The organism is Streptomyces sp. NH27 (assembly GCF_056859195.1).
Map to the genome: position 1 here is coordinate 1 of NZ_JACEGK010000132.1, position 15799 is coordinate 15799.

14 protein-coding genes and 1 tRNA gene are annotated in these 15799 nt (G+C 70.0%); 10 read left to right on the forward strand and 5 right to left on the reverse strand.

All coding sequences use genetic code 11. From position 1 onward, the window contains the following. Positions 1-180 precede the first annotated feature (180 nt). On the reverse strand, positions 181-1146 hold the full coding sequence (locus tag AC13HU_RS13540; protein ID WP_483042078.1) for a SigB/SigF/SigG family RNA polymerase sigma factor: 966 nt from the start codon (positions 1144-1146) through the stop codon (positions 181-183). Between the two features lie 242 nt (positions 1147-1388). Next, a complete protein-coding gene (locus tag AC13HU_RS13545) occupies positions 1389-2204 on the reverse strand; it encodes a phytanoyl-CoA dioxygenase family protein (protein ID WP_483042079.1) in 816 nt (271 codons plus the stop codon). 112 nt (positions 2205-2316) lie between these two features. On the opposite strand from AC13HU_RS13545, the gene AC13HU_RS13550 reads away from it, so the two are divergent. Continuing rightward, a complete protein-coding gene (locus AC13HU_RS13550) occupies positions 2317-3255 on the forward strand; it encodes a helix-turn-helix domain-containing protein (RefSeq protein ID WP_483042080.1) in 939 nt (312 codons plus the stop codon). A gap of 358 nt (positions 3256-3613) precedes the next feature. Further along, the gene (locus AC13HU_RS13555; RefSeq protein WP_483042081.1) at positions 3614-4645 is read left to right on the forward strand and encodes a phospholipase D-like domain-containing protein; all 1032 of its coding nucleotides are present in this window, start codon (positions 3614-3616) and stop codon (positions 4643-4645) included. 106 nt (positions 4646-4751) lie between these two features. Here AC13HU_RS13555 and AC13HU_RS13560 read toward each other — a convergent pair whose 3' ends face one another. Both AC13HU_RS13560 and AC13HU_RS13565 read right to left on the reverse strand, forming a co-directional pair. Beyond that, positions 4752-5123, reverse strand: a complete 372-nt coding sequence (locus AC13HU_RS13560; protein WP_483042082.1) for a hypothetical protein — start codon at positions 5121-5123, stop codon at positions 4752-4754. Next, positions 5120-5374, reverse strand: a complete 255-nt coding sequence (locus tag AC13HU_RS13565; RefSeq protein WP_483042083.1) for a TMEM175 family protein — start codon at positions 5372-5374, stop codon at positions 5120-5122. Before AC13HU_RS13565 ends, AC13HU_RS13560 begins: the two co-directional genes overlap by 4 nt. 401 nt (positions 5375-5775) lie before the next feature. Between AC13HU_RS13565 and AC13HU_RS13570 the strand changes: the two genes are divergently transcribed. After that, positions 5776-6570 (forward strand): alpha/beta fold hydrolase, encoded by a 795-nt coding sequence (locus AC13HU_RS13570; RefSeq protein ID WP_483042084.1) that lies wholly within the window; start codon positions 5776-5778, stop codon positions 6568-6570. A 224-nt stretch (positions 6571-6794) separates the two neighbouring features. On the opposite strand, the gene AC13HU_RS13575 is transcribed toward AC13HU_RS13570, so the two are convergent. Continuing rightward, positions 6795-6870 (reverse strand) — tRNA-Arg (locus AC13HU_RS13575). 328 nt (positions 6871-7198) lie between these two features. Here AC13HU_RS13575 and AC13HU_RS13580 point away from each other — a divergent pair. The 7 genes from AC13HU_RS13580 to AC13HU_RS13610 all read left to right on the forward strand — a co-directional run. Next, the gene (locus tag AC13HU_RS13580; RefSeq protein WP_483042085.1) at positions 7199-8839 is read left to right on the forward strand and encodes a dynamin family protein; all 1641 of its coding nucleotides are present in this window, start codon (positions 7199-7201) and stop codon (positions 8837-8839) included. 58 nt (positions 8840-8897) lie between these two features. Next, positions 8898-10829, forward strand: coding sequence for a dynamin family protein (locus AC13HU_RS13585; RefSeq protein WP_483042091.1), 1932 nt, complete (start codon positions 8898-8900; stop codon positions 10827-10829). 125 nt (positions 10830-10954) lie between these two features. Next, positions 10955-11389, forward strand: coding sequence for a single-stranded DNA-binding protein (locus AC13HU_RS13590; protein WP_483042086.1), 435 nt, complete (start codon positions 10955-10957; stop codon positions 11387-11389). Positions 11390-11632: 243 nt separating this feature from the next. Next, entirely contained in the window at positions 11633-13069 is a 1437-nt protein-coding gene (locus AC13HU_RS13595; RefSeq protein WP_483042087.1) for an LAETG motif-containing sortase-dependent surface protein, read from the forward strand. Positions 13070-13356: 287 nt separating this feature from the next. Beyond that, a complete protein-coding gene (gene ettA / locus AC13HU_RS13600) occupies positions 13357-15021 on the forward strand; it encodes an energy-dependent translational throttle protein EttA (RefSeq protein ID WP_483042088.1) in 1665 nt (554 codons plus the stop codon). Beyond that, entirely contained in the window at positions 15021-15443 is a 423-nt protein-coding gene (locus AC13HU_RS13605) for an acyl-CoA thioesterase (RefSeq protein ID WP_483042089.1), read from the forward strand. Before ettA ends, AC13HU_RS13605 begins: the two co-directional genes overlap by 1 nt. Continuing rightward, positions 15440-15799 (forward strand): DUF8010 domain-containing protein (locus AC13HU_RS13610; RefSeq protein ID WP_483042090.1); only part of this gene is annotated, 360 nt, incomplete at its 3' end. The genes AC13HU_RS13605 and AC13HU_RS13610, both read left to right, overlap by 4 nt.

The window sequence follows — 15799 nt, forward strand, 5'->3', positions numbered from 1 at the left end:
GGATGCGCTGGTGAAGCGTAGGGGAAGGGGAGGCGCTGGGAGGCGGCCCGTGCTGTCGCCGGCGCTGCCCGGAAGGCGTCGACAACATCGGCGGTGCCTGTCTGCGCCGGGGGTGCGGCGGCCGTCGTCGGGAGGGGCGGGTGGCCGCGGTTCCGGGCCCGTGGTGGTGGCACGGGTCGGTCAGGCAGCGTGCCGGTGCGGTTGGGATTCGACGTTCGGGGCAGCCGTCCGGTCGCACTTGGTCACGGCCCGATCGGTCTCGGTGTCGTCGGCCCCGCCCTCCACCCTGTCCACGGCGTGCTCGGCCCCGACGACCTCCGCGCGGATTGCCGAGCAGGACCGACTGATCAGCCGTGACACGTGCATCTGGGATATGCCGAGCTGGTCGGCGATCATGCTCTGCGTCATCCCGCGGAAGAAGCGCAGGTAGAGGATGTGGCGCTCGCGCTCGGGGAGGCGGCACAGCTGCGGTTTGACCGCTTCCCGGTCGAGGACGACGTCGAGCGCGGGGTCCGGGGCGCCCAGCGTGTCGGCCAGTGACATCGGTCCGGTGTCCATCGGCTGCCGGCACTGTGCATCCAGTGACAACGAGCTGAAGCTCTCCAGTGCCTCCAGGCCGGCGGCGGCCTCCTGCTCGGTGAGGCCGGCGTGCTCGGCGATCTCGGCCGCGGTGGGTTCGTGGCCTGGCCGGCTCTGTGCCAGTTCCTGGTGCGCTGCCCGGACCCGGGCTCGTAGCGCCTGCACCCGGCGCGGTACGTGCACCGACCACATGCAGTCGCGGAAATGCCGCTTGATCTCGCCGTCTATCGTCGGCACCGCGTAGCTTTCGAAGGCAGTGCCGCGCGCCGGGTCGTACCGGCTCACAGCTTTGACCAGGCCGAGTGCGGCCACCTGCCGCAGGTCGTCCAGCGACTCGCCGCGGTTGCGGTAGCGGCCGGCCAGGCGATGCGCCATCGGCAGCCAGTCCGTGGCGATCTCCTGGCGCAGCCGTTCCTTGGACGCGCCGTCCGGCAGCCGGGCGAGACGACGGAACGCCTCGGCCGTGTCGGGGGCGTCGTCGTGCGGATGTCTGCCTCGAGGGGAGGCGGACGCGTGCGCGGGTGTGGGGGCGGACGCGGGGGTGGAAGCGGAGACGGAAGAGGACATCGATCACCAACTCCTCGCACTACGACCCCACGGGGCTACGGTCGGTCACCGCCGGGGAGGGGCCGAAAGGGGTGTGCCCGGTCACCGATCCGACAAACCACAGTAAATAGGTCAAATAATCCAAACGTGCACGAATCGGTGCCGTGTTGCCATGTCGCACCCGCACGTAGAACGGGACTCGCGTTCGCCCCCGGGATGCGCGCCCGGCGTCGGGGTGCCGGCGTCCGTGCCGACGGCACCCCTTACCCGTAGAGCACCGGATTCAGTGGGGATGTCGGTACCCCGCCCACCTCTGTGCCCGGCAGCCACATGTCCAGGTCGGTCCGCTGGAAGTCGTTCGTCGGCTCGGCCACGGTGATGTCGGCGGCCATGTAGATGATGGTCATCACCCGGCGAGCCGTGTCGGAGTGGTTCGGCGCGGCCCGGTGGAAGGTCCAGCCACCGTGGAAACTGGCATCACCGAGGTGGTAGGGCGTCTCCACCACCGGGAAGTCCTGCCCGGCGAGCGCCTGCCGCAGTGCGCGCTCGGAGTCGTCGCTGATCGGCAGGTTACGGCCGAACGCGAAGTGGTGGCTGCCCGCCGCGAACGACAGCGGCCCCATCGCGGCGGGCGTCTCCTGGAGTGGCAGCCACATGGTCACCGTGCGGTCGCTCGACAGCGGCCAGTAGTACTGGTCGGCGTGCCACGGAGTGATGCCGCCGCCGGGCTCCTTGTACAGCGCCTGGTCGTGGTAGAGGCGTACCGACGGCACGCCGAGGAGTGCCGCGGCGGTACCTGCCAGCCGCCGCGAGAAGACCAGTTCGCGTACCTTCGCGCTGTGCCGCCACAAGTTGGTGACCTGGAGGAACGCCTTGCCGTACGTGTCGCGTTCGGCCAACGGCAGGTGCTGGGTGTTCAACTCGACGACCTTGGCGGTGATTTCCGGTTCGTACGCCTCGACGGTGGCCGGGGCCAGCACGCCGGGCAGCTTGGCGAAGCCCTCGTCGCGGAACCGCCGGACCACGGTCGGCTCGATGCCGTACGGAGTGTGCAGGTCTTCCTCGGGAGTCGGCGTCATACGGCAAGGCTCCCGGCTCGGCCGCGGCCGAGCCACGCCTGTGATGGCCGGTTCTGGTACTTTCCTGCCCGTCAGCCGGAGCAAAACATACTGACGGGGGCATGTGAGTAGCATGCGCGCGGCTTTCGAGTACATCGTCCCCACCGCACCGCTGTCGTGGAAGCTCTTCGCCCGCCGCGAAGCCCGCTTCGACTTCCAGTGGCACTTCCACCACGAGTACGAGTTGACGCTGATCGTGCGCGGCAGCGGCACCCGTATCGTCGGCGACTGCGTACAGCCTTACGGGCCGGGTGACTTGACGCTGATCGGCCCGGAGATGCCGCATACGTACGTCTCGACGCCCTGGCAGGTCGGACCGGTTGGGCAGGAGGCGGTCGTCGCGCAGTTCCGTCGGGACTTCCTCGGGCCCGACTTCTTCGACCGTCCAGAGTTCGCGGAGGTGGCGCGGCTGCTCGAACGGGCCTCCCGCGGACTGCACTTCCCGTTGCAACCGACCAAGTCGGTCGAGCGGATGTCCCCTGCCGTGCCTTCCGTACCACCTGCCGAACTTGCCCAACCGGCTGGGCCGACCGGGCCGTTCGATCCGACCGGCCTCACCGCCCTGCCCTCCCTCGCGCCGCCGGAGCGCACCCTCGAGCTGCTTCGCCTCCTCGTCGGCCTGTCCACCCGCGAGCCGGCGCTCCCGCTAGCCGGCGCCCGGCACATGCCCGCCCTCAACCGCGCCTCGGGCGATCGTGTCGACGCGATCGTGCGGCTGCTGCACGCGTGCTACGCCCGCCCGATCGGCATGGACGAAATCGCCGAGGCCGCCCACATGTCATCCACCTCGGTGAGCCGCTTCTTCCGCCGTACGACCGGCATGACGCTCACCGACTACCGCAACCTCCTGCGGACCGATGTTGCCTGCCACTTGCTGCGCGACACCGACAGGCGGATCTCAGACATCGCCGCCGACTGCGGCTACGCCAACCTCGCCAACTTCAACCGCAGGTTCAGGCAGTTCAAGGGGCTGCCGCCGCGCGAGTACCGCGCCGGGTTCCGTGCGCCGTAGCGCGTCGCCCCCGGGGCGCATCCGGATCACTCCAAAACCGGCAGCCAACGCCGCTGCCCGTGCGGCGACTTCGCCGCAGACTGGTTGTAGCGGTACGCATCCGTGCCCGGACGGGTGCGGCCGAGCGCATCCGGGCGCAGCCGAACCGATTCGGCCTGAGTCGGGCTGCCTTGAGTCGGGCTGCCTTGAGCCGAGCCGACCTGAGTCGAGCCGACCCGAACCAAGCTGAACCAACTCGCGTGAGGCCGGGGAATTTTGCCAAGCCGAGTCCAGGATTTCGCCTGGGCTGTGGTGATCACCGCGAGGACTCGTGATGTCCTGTACATGCCATATCGGACAACCCCCACGCGAGGTGCGCATGTCCCGCCCGCACATCCGTCCCGCCTGCCTGCTCGCGGCCGCCGCCCTGGTGGTGGGAGCCGCCGGCACCGTCGGCACGGCCGGAACCGCCCGAGCCGACACGACCGAAGCCGCCGCCCCCTCGGCGGTCACCTACACCCTGGTCACCGAGCCGTCCGCCGGTTACGGCGCCATCTATGACCTGATCGGCTCGGCGACCACCAACATCGACCTCACGATGTACGAACTGACCGACACCACGGCCGAACAGGACCTCGTCGCCGCCGCTGCCCGCGGGGTGACGGTCCGGGTGATCCTCGACCAGAACCTGGAGAAGTCGAACAACACCGCGGCGTACACCTACCTCAACGCCAACGGCGTGCCGACCCACTGGGCCTCGACCAGCTACGCCGCCACCCACCAGAAGACCCTCACGGTCGACGACGCCACCACCGCCATCATGAGCGGCAACCTCACCAGCCAGTACTACTCCACCAGCCGCGACTTCGCCGTCATCGAGAACAACTCCCTTGACGTCCAGGCGATCGAGAAGGTCTTCGAGGCCGACTACGCGGGCACCGCGATCACCCCCACCGACGGCGACCACCTGGTGTGGAGTCCCACCGACGCCCAGTCGAAGATCCTGGCGATCATCAACGGCGCCACCACCAGCCTGTCGGTGGAGAACGAGGAGATGGGCTACGCCACCATCGTCACCGCGCTGGAGAACGCCGCCAAGCGCGGCGTGAACGTCGAGGTCACCATGACCAACGACGACAACGAGTACGCCGACGAGTTCGACGCACTCACCGCGGCCGGCGTCCACGTCCGCACCTACGCCTACACCGCGTCCCTCTACATCCACGCCAAGGCGATCGTCGCCGACTACGGCACCAGCGCCGCCACCGTCGACGTCGGCTCCCAGAACTTCTCCAGCGCCTCCCTCAACAAGAACCGCGAACTCGGCTTCATCACCACCTCCGCACCGATCATCTCCGGCATCAACACGGCCCTCGCCTCCGACTATGCGGGTGGTACCGCCTGGTCCTGATCCCGCGGGGACGTACGCCGCCCGCCCTCCCTTCTGCAACCCACGGCTGCAGGCGTGGCGCCGCGGCCGCCGGCGGGGAGGGCCGGTCGGTCGATCGGAGTACGGATCAGGCGGTCTGGTCGGCGCGTTGGCGGCCGCGGACGCGGGAGCCGAGTCGATTGGCGACGAAGGGGCAGATGATCCAGAGCACCCATCCGTAGGTGGTCGCGAAGAAGACCGGGATCGATAGGGCGAATCCGATGATGACGCCGTGCAGGTCACGGCCGTTGCCTGGGCTCGAGGGTGCCGGGGCGCCCCCTATACGCAGGTGCTGGTCGGTCAGCCGGCGGGACGCCGCGAGCAGGGCGAGGCCGGCAATCACCTGGAGGAGCGCGTAGAACCCGAAGCGCAGGGTGTGGGTGGCGACGCTGTCGTGGCCTTCCGTGGTGAGCATCTTGGTCGCGAGCGGGTTCAGGACGATCATCAGCAGCCAGATCATGTTGATCGACCGCAGCGGCGCGTCGACGCGTGCGACGGCGCGCGGTAGACGCCGTGGTGCTGGCCCCATGAAGCCGAGATCACGACGAAGCTGATCAGGAATGCCAGGTAGTGGCCGTCGTGTTCGCGTACCGAATTCCAGAACTCCGAGACGTTGCGTCCGGCCGGGACGGGGAGTTCCAGTGCGAGCAGGGTGATGGCGACCGCGACGACCGCGACGACCGCGACGACCGCGTCGGAGAAGAGGATCAACCGATCCGTGGCGCGCTCATCCGCGACCTGCTCGTTCGACTGCCCTTGGGCTCCGTGCGGTTGACCCCACCGCTGCCGTCGGTGTCGGGCGGCGTCGAACCGCGGGGGAACCGTACCGGTTCCGGAACGCGGTGGCGTCATCGGACCGACGGGCGATTGGCCGCCAAGTGGCCTATTCGCGCGGCTGGTTGTGCTGCGGTGCAGGGTCAGAGCGGAAGCGTTGAGGGCCATTTTGCACGGTACGACTCCGTTCTGCGCGAGAATCCCTCGACGAAGTGGCGCGGCCGGCGCCGGTACCGGGACAGTAGACGCAACCCGCAACCCGCAACCCGTTACCCGTAAGCAGGAGCGCGACCGGGGCCCCGACCGCGCCGCGAACAGGCTGGACAGGAGTTGACGGGATGGCCACCGCCGAACTCAACGGAACCGCCCTCCACTACGAGGTGACGGGCACGGGACCGCGGCTGCTGTTCCTCAACGGGTCCGGCGGGACGCTCGCCGAGGCGGCGCCGCTGATCACGTGCCTGACCGGCCACTTCGAGGTTGCCGCCTTCGATCAACGCGGCCTGGGTAGGTCCGCTCCCGCCGCCGGGCCGTACGGCATGGCCGACCTGGGTGCGGACGCGGCGGCGCTCGCCGACCATCTCGGCTGGCCGGTCTTCCGCCTGCTCGGGTTCAGCTTCGGCGGGATGGTCGCCCAGGAACTGGCCGTTACCCGACCGGGTCGGGTCGAGCGGCTAGCGCTGTTGTGCACCTCGTCGGGCGGCCGCGGCGGCTCGTCCTTCCCACTGCACACGCTGGGCCGACTCCCGCCGGATGAGCGGGAAGCCCGGTACGCGCGTCTCCTCGACACGCGCTTCACCGCCGAATGGCTGGCCACCCACCCCGGCGACCGTGCCCTGGTCGCCTCGATGCGCGGCCGGCTGGTGTCGGACAAGCCGGCCGAGGCACGGCGGGGCGAGGAGTTCCAGTTGCGTGCCCGGGCGACACACGACGTGTACGACCGGCTCGCGGCGGTCACCTGCCCGACGGTGGTCGCCGCCGGGCGCTATGACGGCATCGCGCCGGTCGCCAACGGCGAGGCCATCGCCGGTGCCGTTCCGGACGCCGAGCTGCGACTCTTCGACGGCGGGCACTTCTTCCCGTTCCAGGACCCCGCTGCACTGCCGGCGATCGTCGACTTCCTCTCACGGTGACTCTCCGGGAACACGGGCCCGCCCGCGCCACTTGCCGCGGCTTCATGAGCTGCCGCCCGCACAGGCGGCACGATCCGGGATGTAGTCAGAACAACCGAGGCAACAGCGGCCTCGGGGGCTGAAACCAGCCATCCGCGGCAGCGATTCGCAGGGTCCGACGCCGTAGTAAAAGCGAAAAAGGAGGATAAGGTGACCGCCGGTAGCCGCCCTGCGGTCCCTGCGTGTGGTGCCCCCGGCAGGACTCGAACCTGCGGCCAAGTGCTTAGAAGGCACCTGCTCTATCCACTGAGCTACGGGGGCCGGACAGTGGCCGCGGCTGTCTCCGCCCCTGGGTGGTTCCGTGACCTCGTACCGGGGTCAAGGATAGGGCGACAGATACCCGCTGCCGCGTGCTTCACCCGCGTGACACGTTGTGGAGGTTCGGTGAAGCGGTCCGATAATCCCAGGTGGCCGCGGAAGCCGCATCGCTTTTGACGGGTCGAAATGCTGCTGTTGTGCACTCGTTATGCCGGTGGCTCATTCCGTCCCCTGGTCCTCGTGCGTCCCATCGGGGTCTCATAAGGCTCAAATAGGGCAAATCGACTCGAATATGCTTCAAAATCACGTCAATGTGGGGCATTGTGCCATTGTGGTGATCTTGGACGTACAGCCTGAGCTGCTTGATGCGCTGTCCGCACTGCGTGATGGTGTCGACGCCGCACGCTTCCCCTTCCCACTGCCCGGGGCCGCCCGGGCCCGCCGGGCCCGTCGGGAGCTGCTGACCCAGCTCGACGACTACCTCGTTCCCCGCTTGAAGGCTCCGGAAGCACCGCTCCTGGCGGTCGTCGGCGGTTCCACGGGGGCAGGGAAGTCCACCCTGGTCAACTCGCTGGTCGGCCGCCGGGTCAGCGCCTCCGGAGTGCTGCGGCCCACCACCCGCACTCCGGTGCTGGTCTGCCACCCCGAGGACCGGGCGTGGTTCGCGGACCCGAGAGTACTGCCGGGGCTGACCCGCATCTGGTCGGTGCGCCAGCGCTCCCGTGCCGACGAGGACGGCCAGGACCGGTCCGACACCGAGCGCCACGGGTCCGAGCGCGCCGAACTCCGCCTGGAGGCCGACGACTCCCTGCCCCGCGGCCTCGCCCTCCTCGACGCCCCCGACATTGACTCTCTGGTCAGCCACAACCGCGAACTCGCCGCCGAGCTCATCTGCGCCGCCGACATCTGGATTCTCGTCACCACCGCCTCCCGCTACGCCGACGCCCTCCCCTGGCACCTGCTGCGCGCCGCCAAGGAGTACGACGTCACGCTTGCCACCGTCCTCGACCGGGTGCCGCACCAGGTCGCCGACGACATCAGCCGCCACTACGCCGCCCTGCTCACCAAGGCCGGCCTCGGCGACGTGCCCCGCTTCACAGTCCCCGAACTGCCCGAGTCCGCCGCAGGCGCCGGGCTGCTGCCCCAGACCACTGTCGCCGCGTTGCGCGCCTGGCTGGCTCACTGCGCCGAGGACCCGGCCGCCCGGCAGCACGCCGCCCGCCGCACCGCCGTCGGCACCCTCGACTCACTGCGCGGTCGGCTGCCCGCTCTGGCCGCCGCCTCGGCCGCCCAGCACGCGGCCGCGCAGCGGCTGACCCGCGCCGCCGAGGATGCCTACGAGCAGGCGGCGACCCGCGCCGCCGCCGCCGTCGAAGCCGGCAGCCCCTTGGCCGGAGAGGCGCTTGCGTACTGGCAGGGCTATCCGGCCTGCGGCCCCGACGTGCTGCAGCGCGCCTTGGCCGAGGAACTGGCCGCTTTGCTGCGTACCGAGACCGACGCCGCCGACGACCGTGTCGCCGAGGCATGGCGGCGCGAGCCGGCCGGCGCCGCCCTGGTCGACGAACCCACCGCCCGCCCCGACCGCGATCGGGTGGCCGTCGCGGCCCGCATCGACAAGGGGGTACGGCGCTGGCGGCGCGGCCTGACCGACCTCGCCTACGCCGCGGCCCGGGCGGCCCGCTCCGCCGACCGGCCTGCCGCCGATCCGGAGGACGTCGCCACCCTGCTGGCCACGGTGCTGCTAGGCGGCAGGTCCGGTCGACCCGCGGGTGAACGACTGGCCGAAACTCTCGGCGCCCAGGCCGCTGTCCGGCTGCGCGACGCCGCCCGTGCCCTGCTCGACGACGCCATTGCCGGGCTGTTGTCCCGCGAACGCGAACGCCGGCTCGCTCCTGTCGACGGCTACGACGTCACCGCCGGGCAGCAGTCTTCCTTGATCGCCGCCTTGTCCGTACTACAGAAGGAGAGGTGACCCGGTGGCCACCAGCCCCTCGGCCCTGGACGTCCCGAACGCATCCGCCGAGCCGGCGGTGGTCGACCCGCTGACCGTACGGGTCGAGGCCCTCGGTGAACTGCTCGGCCTGTCCAGGACCCGGATCAGCCCGGACGAGCTGGCCGAGAGCAGCGAACTGCTCGCGCGGGTCGGCGAGCGGCGGCGGTTGTCCCTCGACCACACCGTGGTCGCCGTGGCCGGGGCGACCGGCAGCGGCAAGTCCACGCTCTTCAACGCACTGACTGGACTGGAACTGTCGGCCACGGGCGTGCGCAGGCCCACCACTTCGCGACCGGTGTCCTGTGCGTGGCAGCCGGAGCGGGCAGCCGGGCTGCTGGACCGGCTGGGCGTGGCCCCGCAGGACCGCTACGCGCGCTACGGGTTGCTGGACACGTCTGTCCTGGTGCATGCGGAAGCAGGGGCACAAGCGGAGGCGGAGGTACGGGCGCAGGAGCGGCAGAGGCAGGTGCCGTGCCTGCCCGGCCGGTCCGGCGCTCCTGACGGCACTTCCCACTGTTCAGTTGGCGACGGCGGCGAGATCGGCGGGGACCTCGGCGACGTCAAGGAGCAGAGCCTCGACGGGCTGGTGTTGATCGACCTCCCCGACCACGACTCCGCCGCCACCGGCCACCGCGAGCAGGTGGACCGCCTACTGCGGTTGGTGGACGTCGTCGTGTGGGTGCTGGACCCGGAGAAGTACGCCGACGCGGCACTGCACGAGCGCTATCTGCGGCCTCTGGCGGGGCACGCCGATGTCACCGTGCTGGTGCTGAACCAGGTCGACCGCCTCCCGGGGGACACAGCCGACCTCGTTCTTGACGACCTGCGACGGCTGCTCGACGAGGACGGGCTCGCGGTCGGCGAGCACGGCGAGGCGGGCGCCGTCGTGCTCGCCGCCTCCGCACTCACCGGGCAGGGCGTGCCGGACCTGCGCGCCGTGCTGGCCCAGATCGTCTCCGAACGCGCCGCTGCGGGGCGGCGGCTGGCGGCGGACATGGACCGCATGGCGAGCGGGCTCCAGCCGCTCTACGTCGGCGATGGCGGCGCCGGGCTCACCGATCCGGCGCGTGAGGAGTTCGTCGACCGGCTCGCGGACGCGGTGGGAGCGGCCGGCGCCGGTCAGTCGGCGGAGAAGGAATGGTCGAGTGCTGCGTGGGACGCCTGCGGCACGCCGTGGAGTCGACTGATGGGAGAACGGGCCGGATGTGCGGGCAATTCCCGTTTCGTCAGGAAAATCGCCAGTTCACTCGGTTGGCGTACAAAGGGGCCGCGGCGGGCCGAAGTTCGGCCGACGGCGCGGCTCGGGATGGAGCAGAACGGTCTGCCTCGGCCGCGGCCGACAGCCTCCCGGCCGGTGATCGACGAGGCGGTGCGCGGGCTTTCCGCCGACGCGGCCCGCGGACTGCCGGTGCCGTGGGCGAGAGCGGTGCGGGACGCGGCGCGACGCGGCGGGGAAGGATTGCCGGCGGCGCTTGACGCCGCGGCGGTCCGGGCCCGGCCGCGTACGCCGGAACGGCCCGGCTGGTGGTCGGTGGCCGCGGCCGTGCAATGGCTGCTGATGGCTCTCGCGCTGGCCGGAGTGGTCTGCCTGACCGCGGTCGGATCGGGCTCGCTGGACATGTCGTGGTGGCCGCCGCTCGTCACGGTCGCGGTGGGCGGACTCGGCGGTCCGCTGGTCTCCGGGACATGCCGGATCGCCGCGCGCGGCCCGGCCAGAAGATATGGACAGGCCGCCGAGCGGCGGCTGCGGGACGCGGCGGCGGACTGCGGCCGGGCCCGGGTCCTCGAACCGGTCGCGGCCGAGTTGATGCGGTACCGCGAGGTGCGTGAGCAGTACGCGGTCGTGGCCGGCTCCGCGCCGACGTCCGTCCGGCTCCTGCCAGCAGGCAGGTCCTCTAATCGGCAGGCGAGCGGGGTGCCGGCACCGGCCGGGCATCGGGCGGATCATTCGTCTCACTCGTCCGAGTGACGAAGTTATCCACATCCGGCAAGTTATCCACAGTTTCCAGATCTTTTTTCCTCGGCCGTCCGATTTCGCGCACGATGGTCTTGTCGCGTTCCGCAGGGGAGCGCGGCGGATGAAAGGAGCGCGCGATGAACGAGACCTTGGTGACCGTCGTGGGAAATGTTGCGACCGAGCCCGAGAGCCAGGTGACGGCCACCGGCCTGATCGTCACCCGATTTCGGCTGGCCACCACCACGCGCCGCTGGGACGCCGAGCGCGGCGCGTGGACGGACGGTGCGACGAGCTTCTACACCGTGCGCGCGTGGCGGAATCTCGGGGGCAACGTGAAGGAGTCCGTCTGTCTCGGTGAACCTCTGCTCGTGCAGGGCCGGTTGCGCATCAGGCAGGACGAGAAGGACGGCCGGCGCTACCTCGCGGCGGAGCTGGAGGCGGTGGCGATCGGACATGACCTGGCTCGGGGTGTGGCCCGGTTCAGCCGTTCCGGCGGGAGTGGTGGGGCGGGTGCGGCCGCGCGGGCGGAAGCGCGGGCGCCTGAGCCGGAGTTGACGGCGGCCGTGCCCTGAGTGGTCGGCGGATGAATGCGCCCGGGCATTTCTGGCGTGAATTGCGTCAATTATTTATCGACAATGACGGAAACATGTCCGTGGGCGCGTAACGATTGAGATTCGAATGCCGCTGAGGTCGCTCTCGGCTGTGGTCATGCCATGTGGGGTTCCTAGGATTTTGGCATTCGTATGCACGGGGGCTCGGCACAGGCGGGGCCAACCCTCATCACGACCCGGTGCCTCGCCCGGAGGGGAAAATTCATGTTCAAGACCTACAGGCGGCGCGCTGCCCGTCTCGCGGCGGCCGGCATCACGGCCGGCGTGCTCGCGGCCGGCGCGTTCGCCGGAGCGACCTCGGCCAGTGCCGACAGCGGCAGCGGCTCAAGTGACGACACAGCTGCCGCGTCGTCCGGCGGCGCGACCGGCACACTCGGCGACCTCGTGCCGGGTATGTACGGTTCCGTGACCGTCACCGACAAGAACGGTAAGTCCGCGGCGGAGCTGGCCGGGCTGTTCAAGCTGAACCTCAGCGACGGCACGAGCGTCTACACCTACTGCATCGACCTCTACAACGGTGCCGACACCAGCGGCAACGCCGTTTACCACGAGGTCCCCTGGAGCGCGACGTCCCTGACCCAGCAGGGCCGGGACAAGGACGTGGCCGGGAAGATCACCTGGATACTCCAGCACTCCTTCCCGCAGGTCAACGACCTCGACGCGCTGGCGAAGACGGCGGGTTCGGGTCCGCTGACCAAAAACACCGCCGCGGCCGGCACCCAGGTCGCGATCTGGCGGCTCTCCGACGACCCGAAGGCGGCCGCGGACAACCCGGCGGCGGAGAAGCTGGCGGACTATCTCGACCAGTCCGCGCAGGCCGTCGCCGAGCCGTCGCCGTCGCTGGAGCTCACCCCGCCGTCGGTGTCCGGCAAGCCCGGCGGCCGGATCGGCCCGGTGACTGCGCACACCAGCGCGAGCAGCGCCCAGGCAGTGCTGGCCTCCGACGCACCTTCCGGTGTGAAGCTGGTCGACGCCGACGGCAAGCCGGTCACGTCGGTTTCGGACGGCAGCCAGTTCTACTTCGATGTGCCCGCGGGTAGCAAGGAGGGCGGCACCTCGGTGACGGTGTCCGCGACCACGAGCGTGCCGGTCGGCCGCGCCTTCGCGGGCACCAACTCCAAGAACAGCGGGTCGAGCCAGACCATGATCCTGGCGGGCACCAGCCAGACCGAGATCAAGGCCACGGCGGCGGCCACGTGGGCGGACCAGGGCCCGATACCGGCGCTGGCCGCACAGGTGAACTGCGCCAAGTCGGGTGTGGACGTCACCGCCACCAATAAGGGTGACGAAGCCTTCACCTTCACGCTGGAGGGGAAGACCTACACCATCGCCCCCGGCAAGTCGCAGACGATCACGGTCCCCGTCGCCGAGGACCAGGGCTACAAGATCGACATCGCGCTGCCCGACAAGTCGGTGAAGACCTTCAAGGGCGTGCTGGACTGCAAGGCGGCCACCCCGCCGCCGACCATGCCGGCCGTCAACCAGCCCAGCCCTGCGGCCGGCACCGGCAACCTCGCCGAGACCGGTAGCAGCAACTCCACGCCGCTGATCGCGGGCATAGCGGTTGCCCTCGTGGTGGTCGGTGGAGGAGCGGTCTTCTTCTTCCGCCGCAACGCCAAGAAGAGCTCCGCTGCCTCTTAGTAGGTGAACGGCAGCCGGACGGGCAGGCCCGCCTGTTCGTCCGGCCCGCCGGGCCACGTCGACTCGTCCGTGTCAACGCCCGGCTCTTCGGGGTCCTGGGGCGGGCGGGCGCGGCCCGGCCCCCGACCCCCGGTCCCGGGCCGCGGCCCGGCCTCTGCTTCTGTGCGCGGGCCGGGGCTGACCTAGCCGTTCGCCCCGGTGGGTGGACGTACGGCAAGATGGGGCGTATCTGCCCTCACGCGGCGGAGCCGCACATTGGCCCTTCTCGACTTGCCGGACGGTTTCTCTTGGCTGAGTACATCTACACGATGCGCAAGACGCGCAAGGCGCATGGCGACAAGGTCATCCTCGATGATGTGACGCTGAGCTTCCTGCCGGGCGCGAAGATCGGTGTGGTCGGCCCGAACGGTGCCGGTAAGTCCACCGTGCTGAAGATCATGGCGGGGCTGGAGCAGCCGTCGAACGGGGACGCGTTCCTGTCGCCGGGCTACAGCGTGGGGATGCTGCTCCAGGAGCCGCCGCTGGACGAGTCGAAGACGGTCCTGGAGAACGTGCAGGACGGTGTCGCGGAGACGAAGGCGCAGCTCGACCGGTTCAACGAGATCGCCGAGCAGATGGCGACGGACTACTCCGACGCGCTGTTGGATGAGATGGGCAAGCTCCAGGAGAAGCTCGACCACTCCAACGCGTGGGACCTCGATGCGCAGCTCGAGCAGGCGATGGACGCGCTGGGTTGCCCGCCCGGGGACTGGCAGGTGACGAACCTGTCCGGTGGTGAGAAGCGCCGGGTGGCGCTGTGCAAGCTGCTGCTGGAGGCGCCCGACCTGCTGCTGCTGGACGAGCCGACCAACCACCTCGACGCGGAGTCGGTGCAGTGGCTGGAGCAGCACCTGGCGAAGTACCCGGGCACCGTGGTGGCCGTGACCCACGACCGGTACTTCCTGGACAACGTCGCGCAGTGGATTCTGGAGCTGGACCGCGGCCGGGCGTTGGCGTACGAGGGCAACTACTCGACGTACTTGGAGAACAAGGCGTCCCGGCTGAAGGTCGAGGGGCAGAAGGACGCCAAGCGGCAGAAGCGCCTGAAGGAGGAGTTGGAGTGGGTCCGCTCCAACGCCAAGGGGCGGCAGGCCAAGTCGAAGGCCCGACTGGCCAGGTATGAGGAGATGGCTGCCGAGGCCGACAAGATGCGGAAGCTGGACTTCGAGGAGATCCAGATCCCGCCGGGCCCGCGGCTCGGGTCGGTCGTGGTCGAGGTGGAGCACCTGAACAAGGCGTTCGGCGACAAGGTGCTGATCGACGGCCTGTCGTTCACGCTGCCGCGCAACGGCATCGTGGGCGTCATCGGGCCGAACGGCGCGGGCAAGACCACGCTGTTCAAGATGATCCAGGGCCTGGAGCAGGCGGACACCGGCAGCATCCGGGTCGGCGAGACCGTGAAGATCTCGTATGTCGACCAGGGCCGGTCGAACATCGACCCGAAGAAGACGTTGTGGGAGGTCGTCTCGGACGGCCTGGACTACATCAATGTCGGGCAGGTCGAGATGCCGTCGCGGGCGTATGTGTCGGCGTTCGGCTTCAAGGGCCCGGACCAGCAGAAGCCGGCCGGGGTGCTCTCCGGCGGTGAGCGCAACCGGCTGAACCTCGCGCTGACCCTCAAGCAGGGCGGGAATCTGCTGCTGCTGGACGAGCCGACCAACGACCTCGACGTGGAGACGCTGTCGTCGCTGGAGAACGCGCTGCTGGAGTTCCCGGGCGCGGCGGTGGTCGTCTCCCACGACCGGTGGTTCCTGGACCGGGTGGCGACGCACATCCTGGCGTACGAGGGCGACTCGAAGTGGTTCTGGTTCGAGGGCAACTTCGAGTCGTACGAGAAGAACAAGGTCGAGCGGCTGGGGCCGGACGCGGCGCGCCCGCACCGGGCCACGTACAAGAAGCTGACGCGCGACTGATGGCGCGGCACGTCTTCCGCTGCCCGCTGCGGTGGGGCGACATGGACGCGTACGGCCATGTCAACAACGTGCTGTTCCTGCGGTATCTGGAGGAAGCGCGGATCGACCTCATGTTCCGGCTGGCGGATCTGGAGGGTGGCGGGACGTTCGCGGGTGGGTCGGTGGTGGCCAGGCACGAGATCGACTACCTGCGGCCGTTGGTGCACCGGTACGAGCCGGTGGCGATCGAGACGTGGGTGGAGAGCATCAACGCCGCGTCGATGACGGTCAGGTACGAGGTGAAGGACGGGGACACGGTATACGCGCGGGCGGCGACGGTCGTGGTGCCGTACCTGCTGGCCGAGCAGCGGCCGCGGCGGATCACCGAGGAGGAGCGGGCGTTCCTGGAGCGCTACCGCGACGAAGGGGCCGTGGTCGGGTGAGTGCGCGGCTCGGCTTCGCGGAGGGACCGGGCGGGGCGGCGGTGGTGGAGGCCGACCTCGCCGCGTTCCTCGGACGGTTGGTGAGGTGGGACAAGGCTGCGGTGGTGCGGCTGCGTTCCGCGGAGGGGGAGGCGGCGCTCGGCGTGTTCGGGCAGCCGCCGTTCGGCGGGGTGCTGGCCGTCAAGAGCCTGGCGCTCGGCGGCGACGGGATAGCGGCGGTGGTGGATGCCACCGTGTCGGCTGGGCAGTTGCTGGAGGCGGTCGGGGAGGCGGTGGGCGGCGGGCTGTTCACGGTGCCGCCGTCCGTCACCGGCCCGGCCTGGGCCGGGTTGCTGCCGCCGCGTGAGGGATGGCGG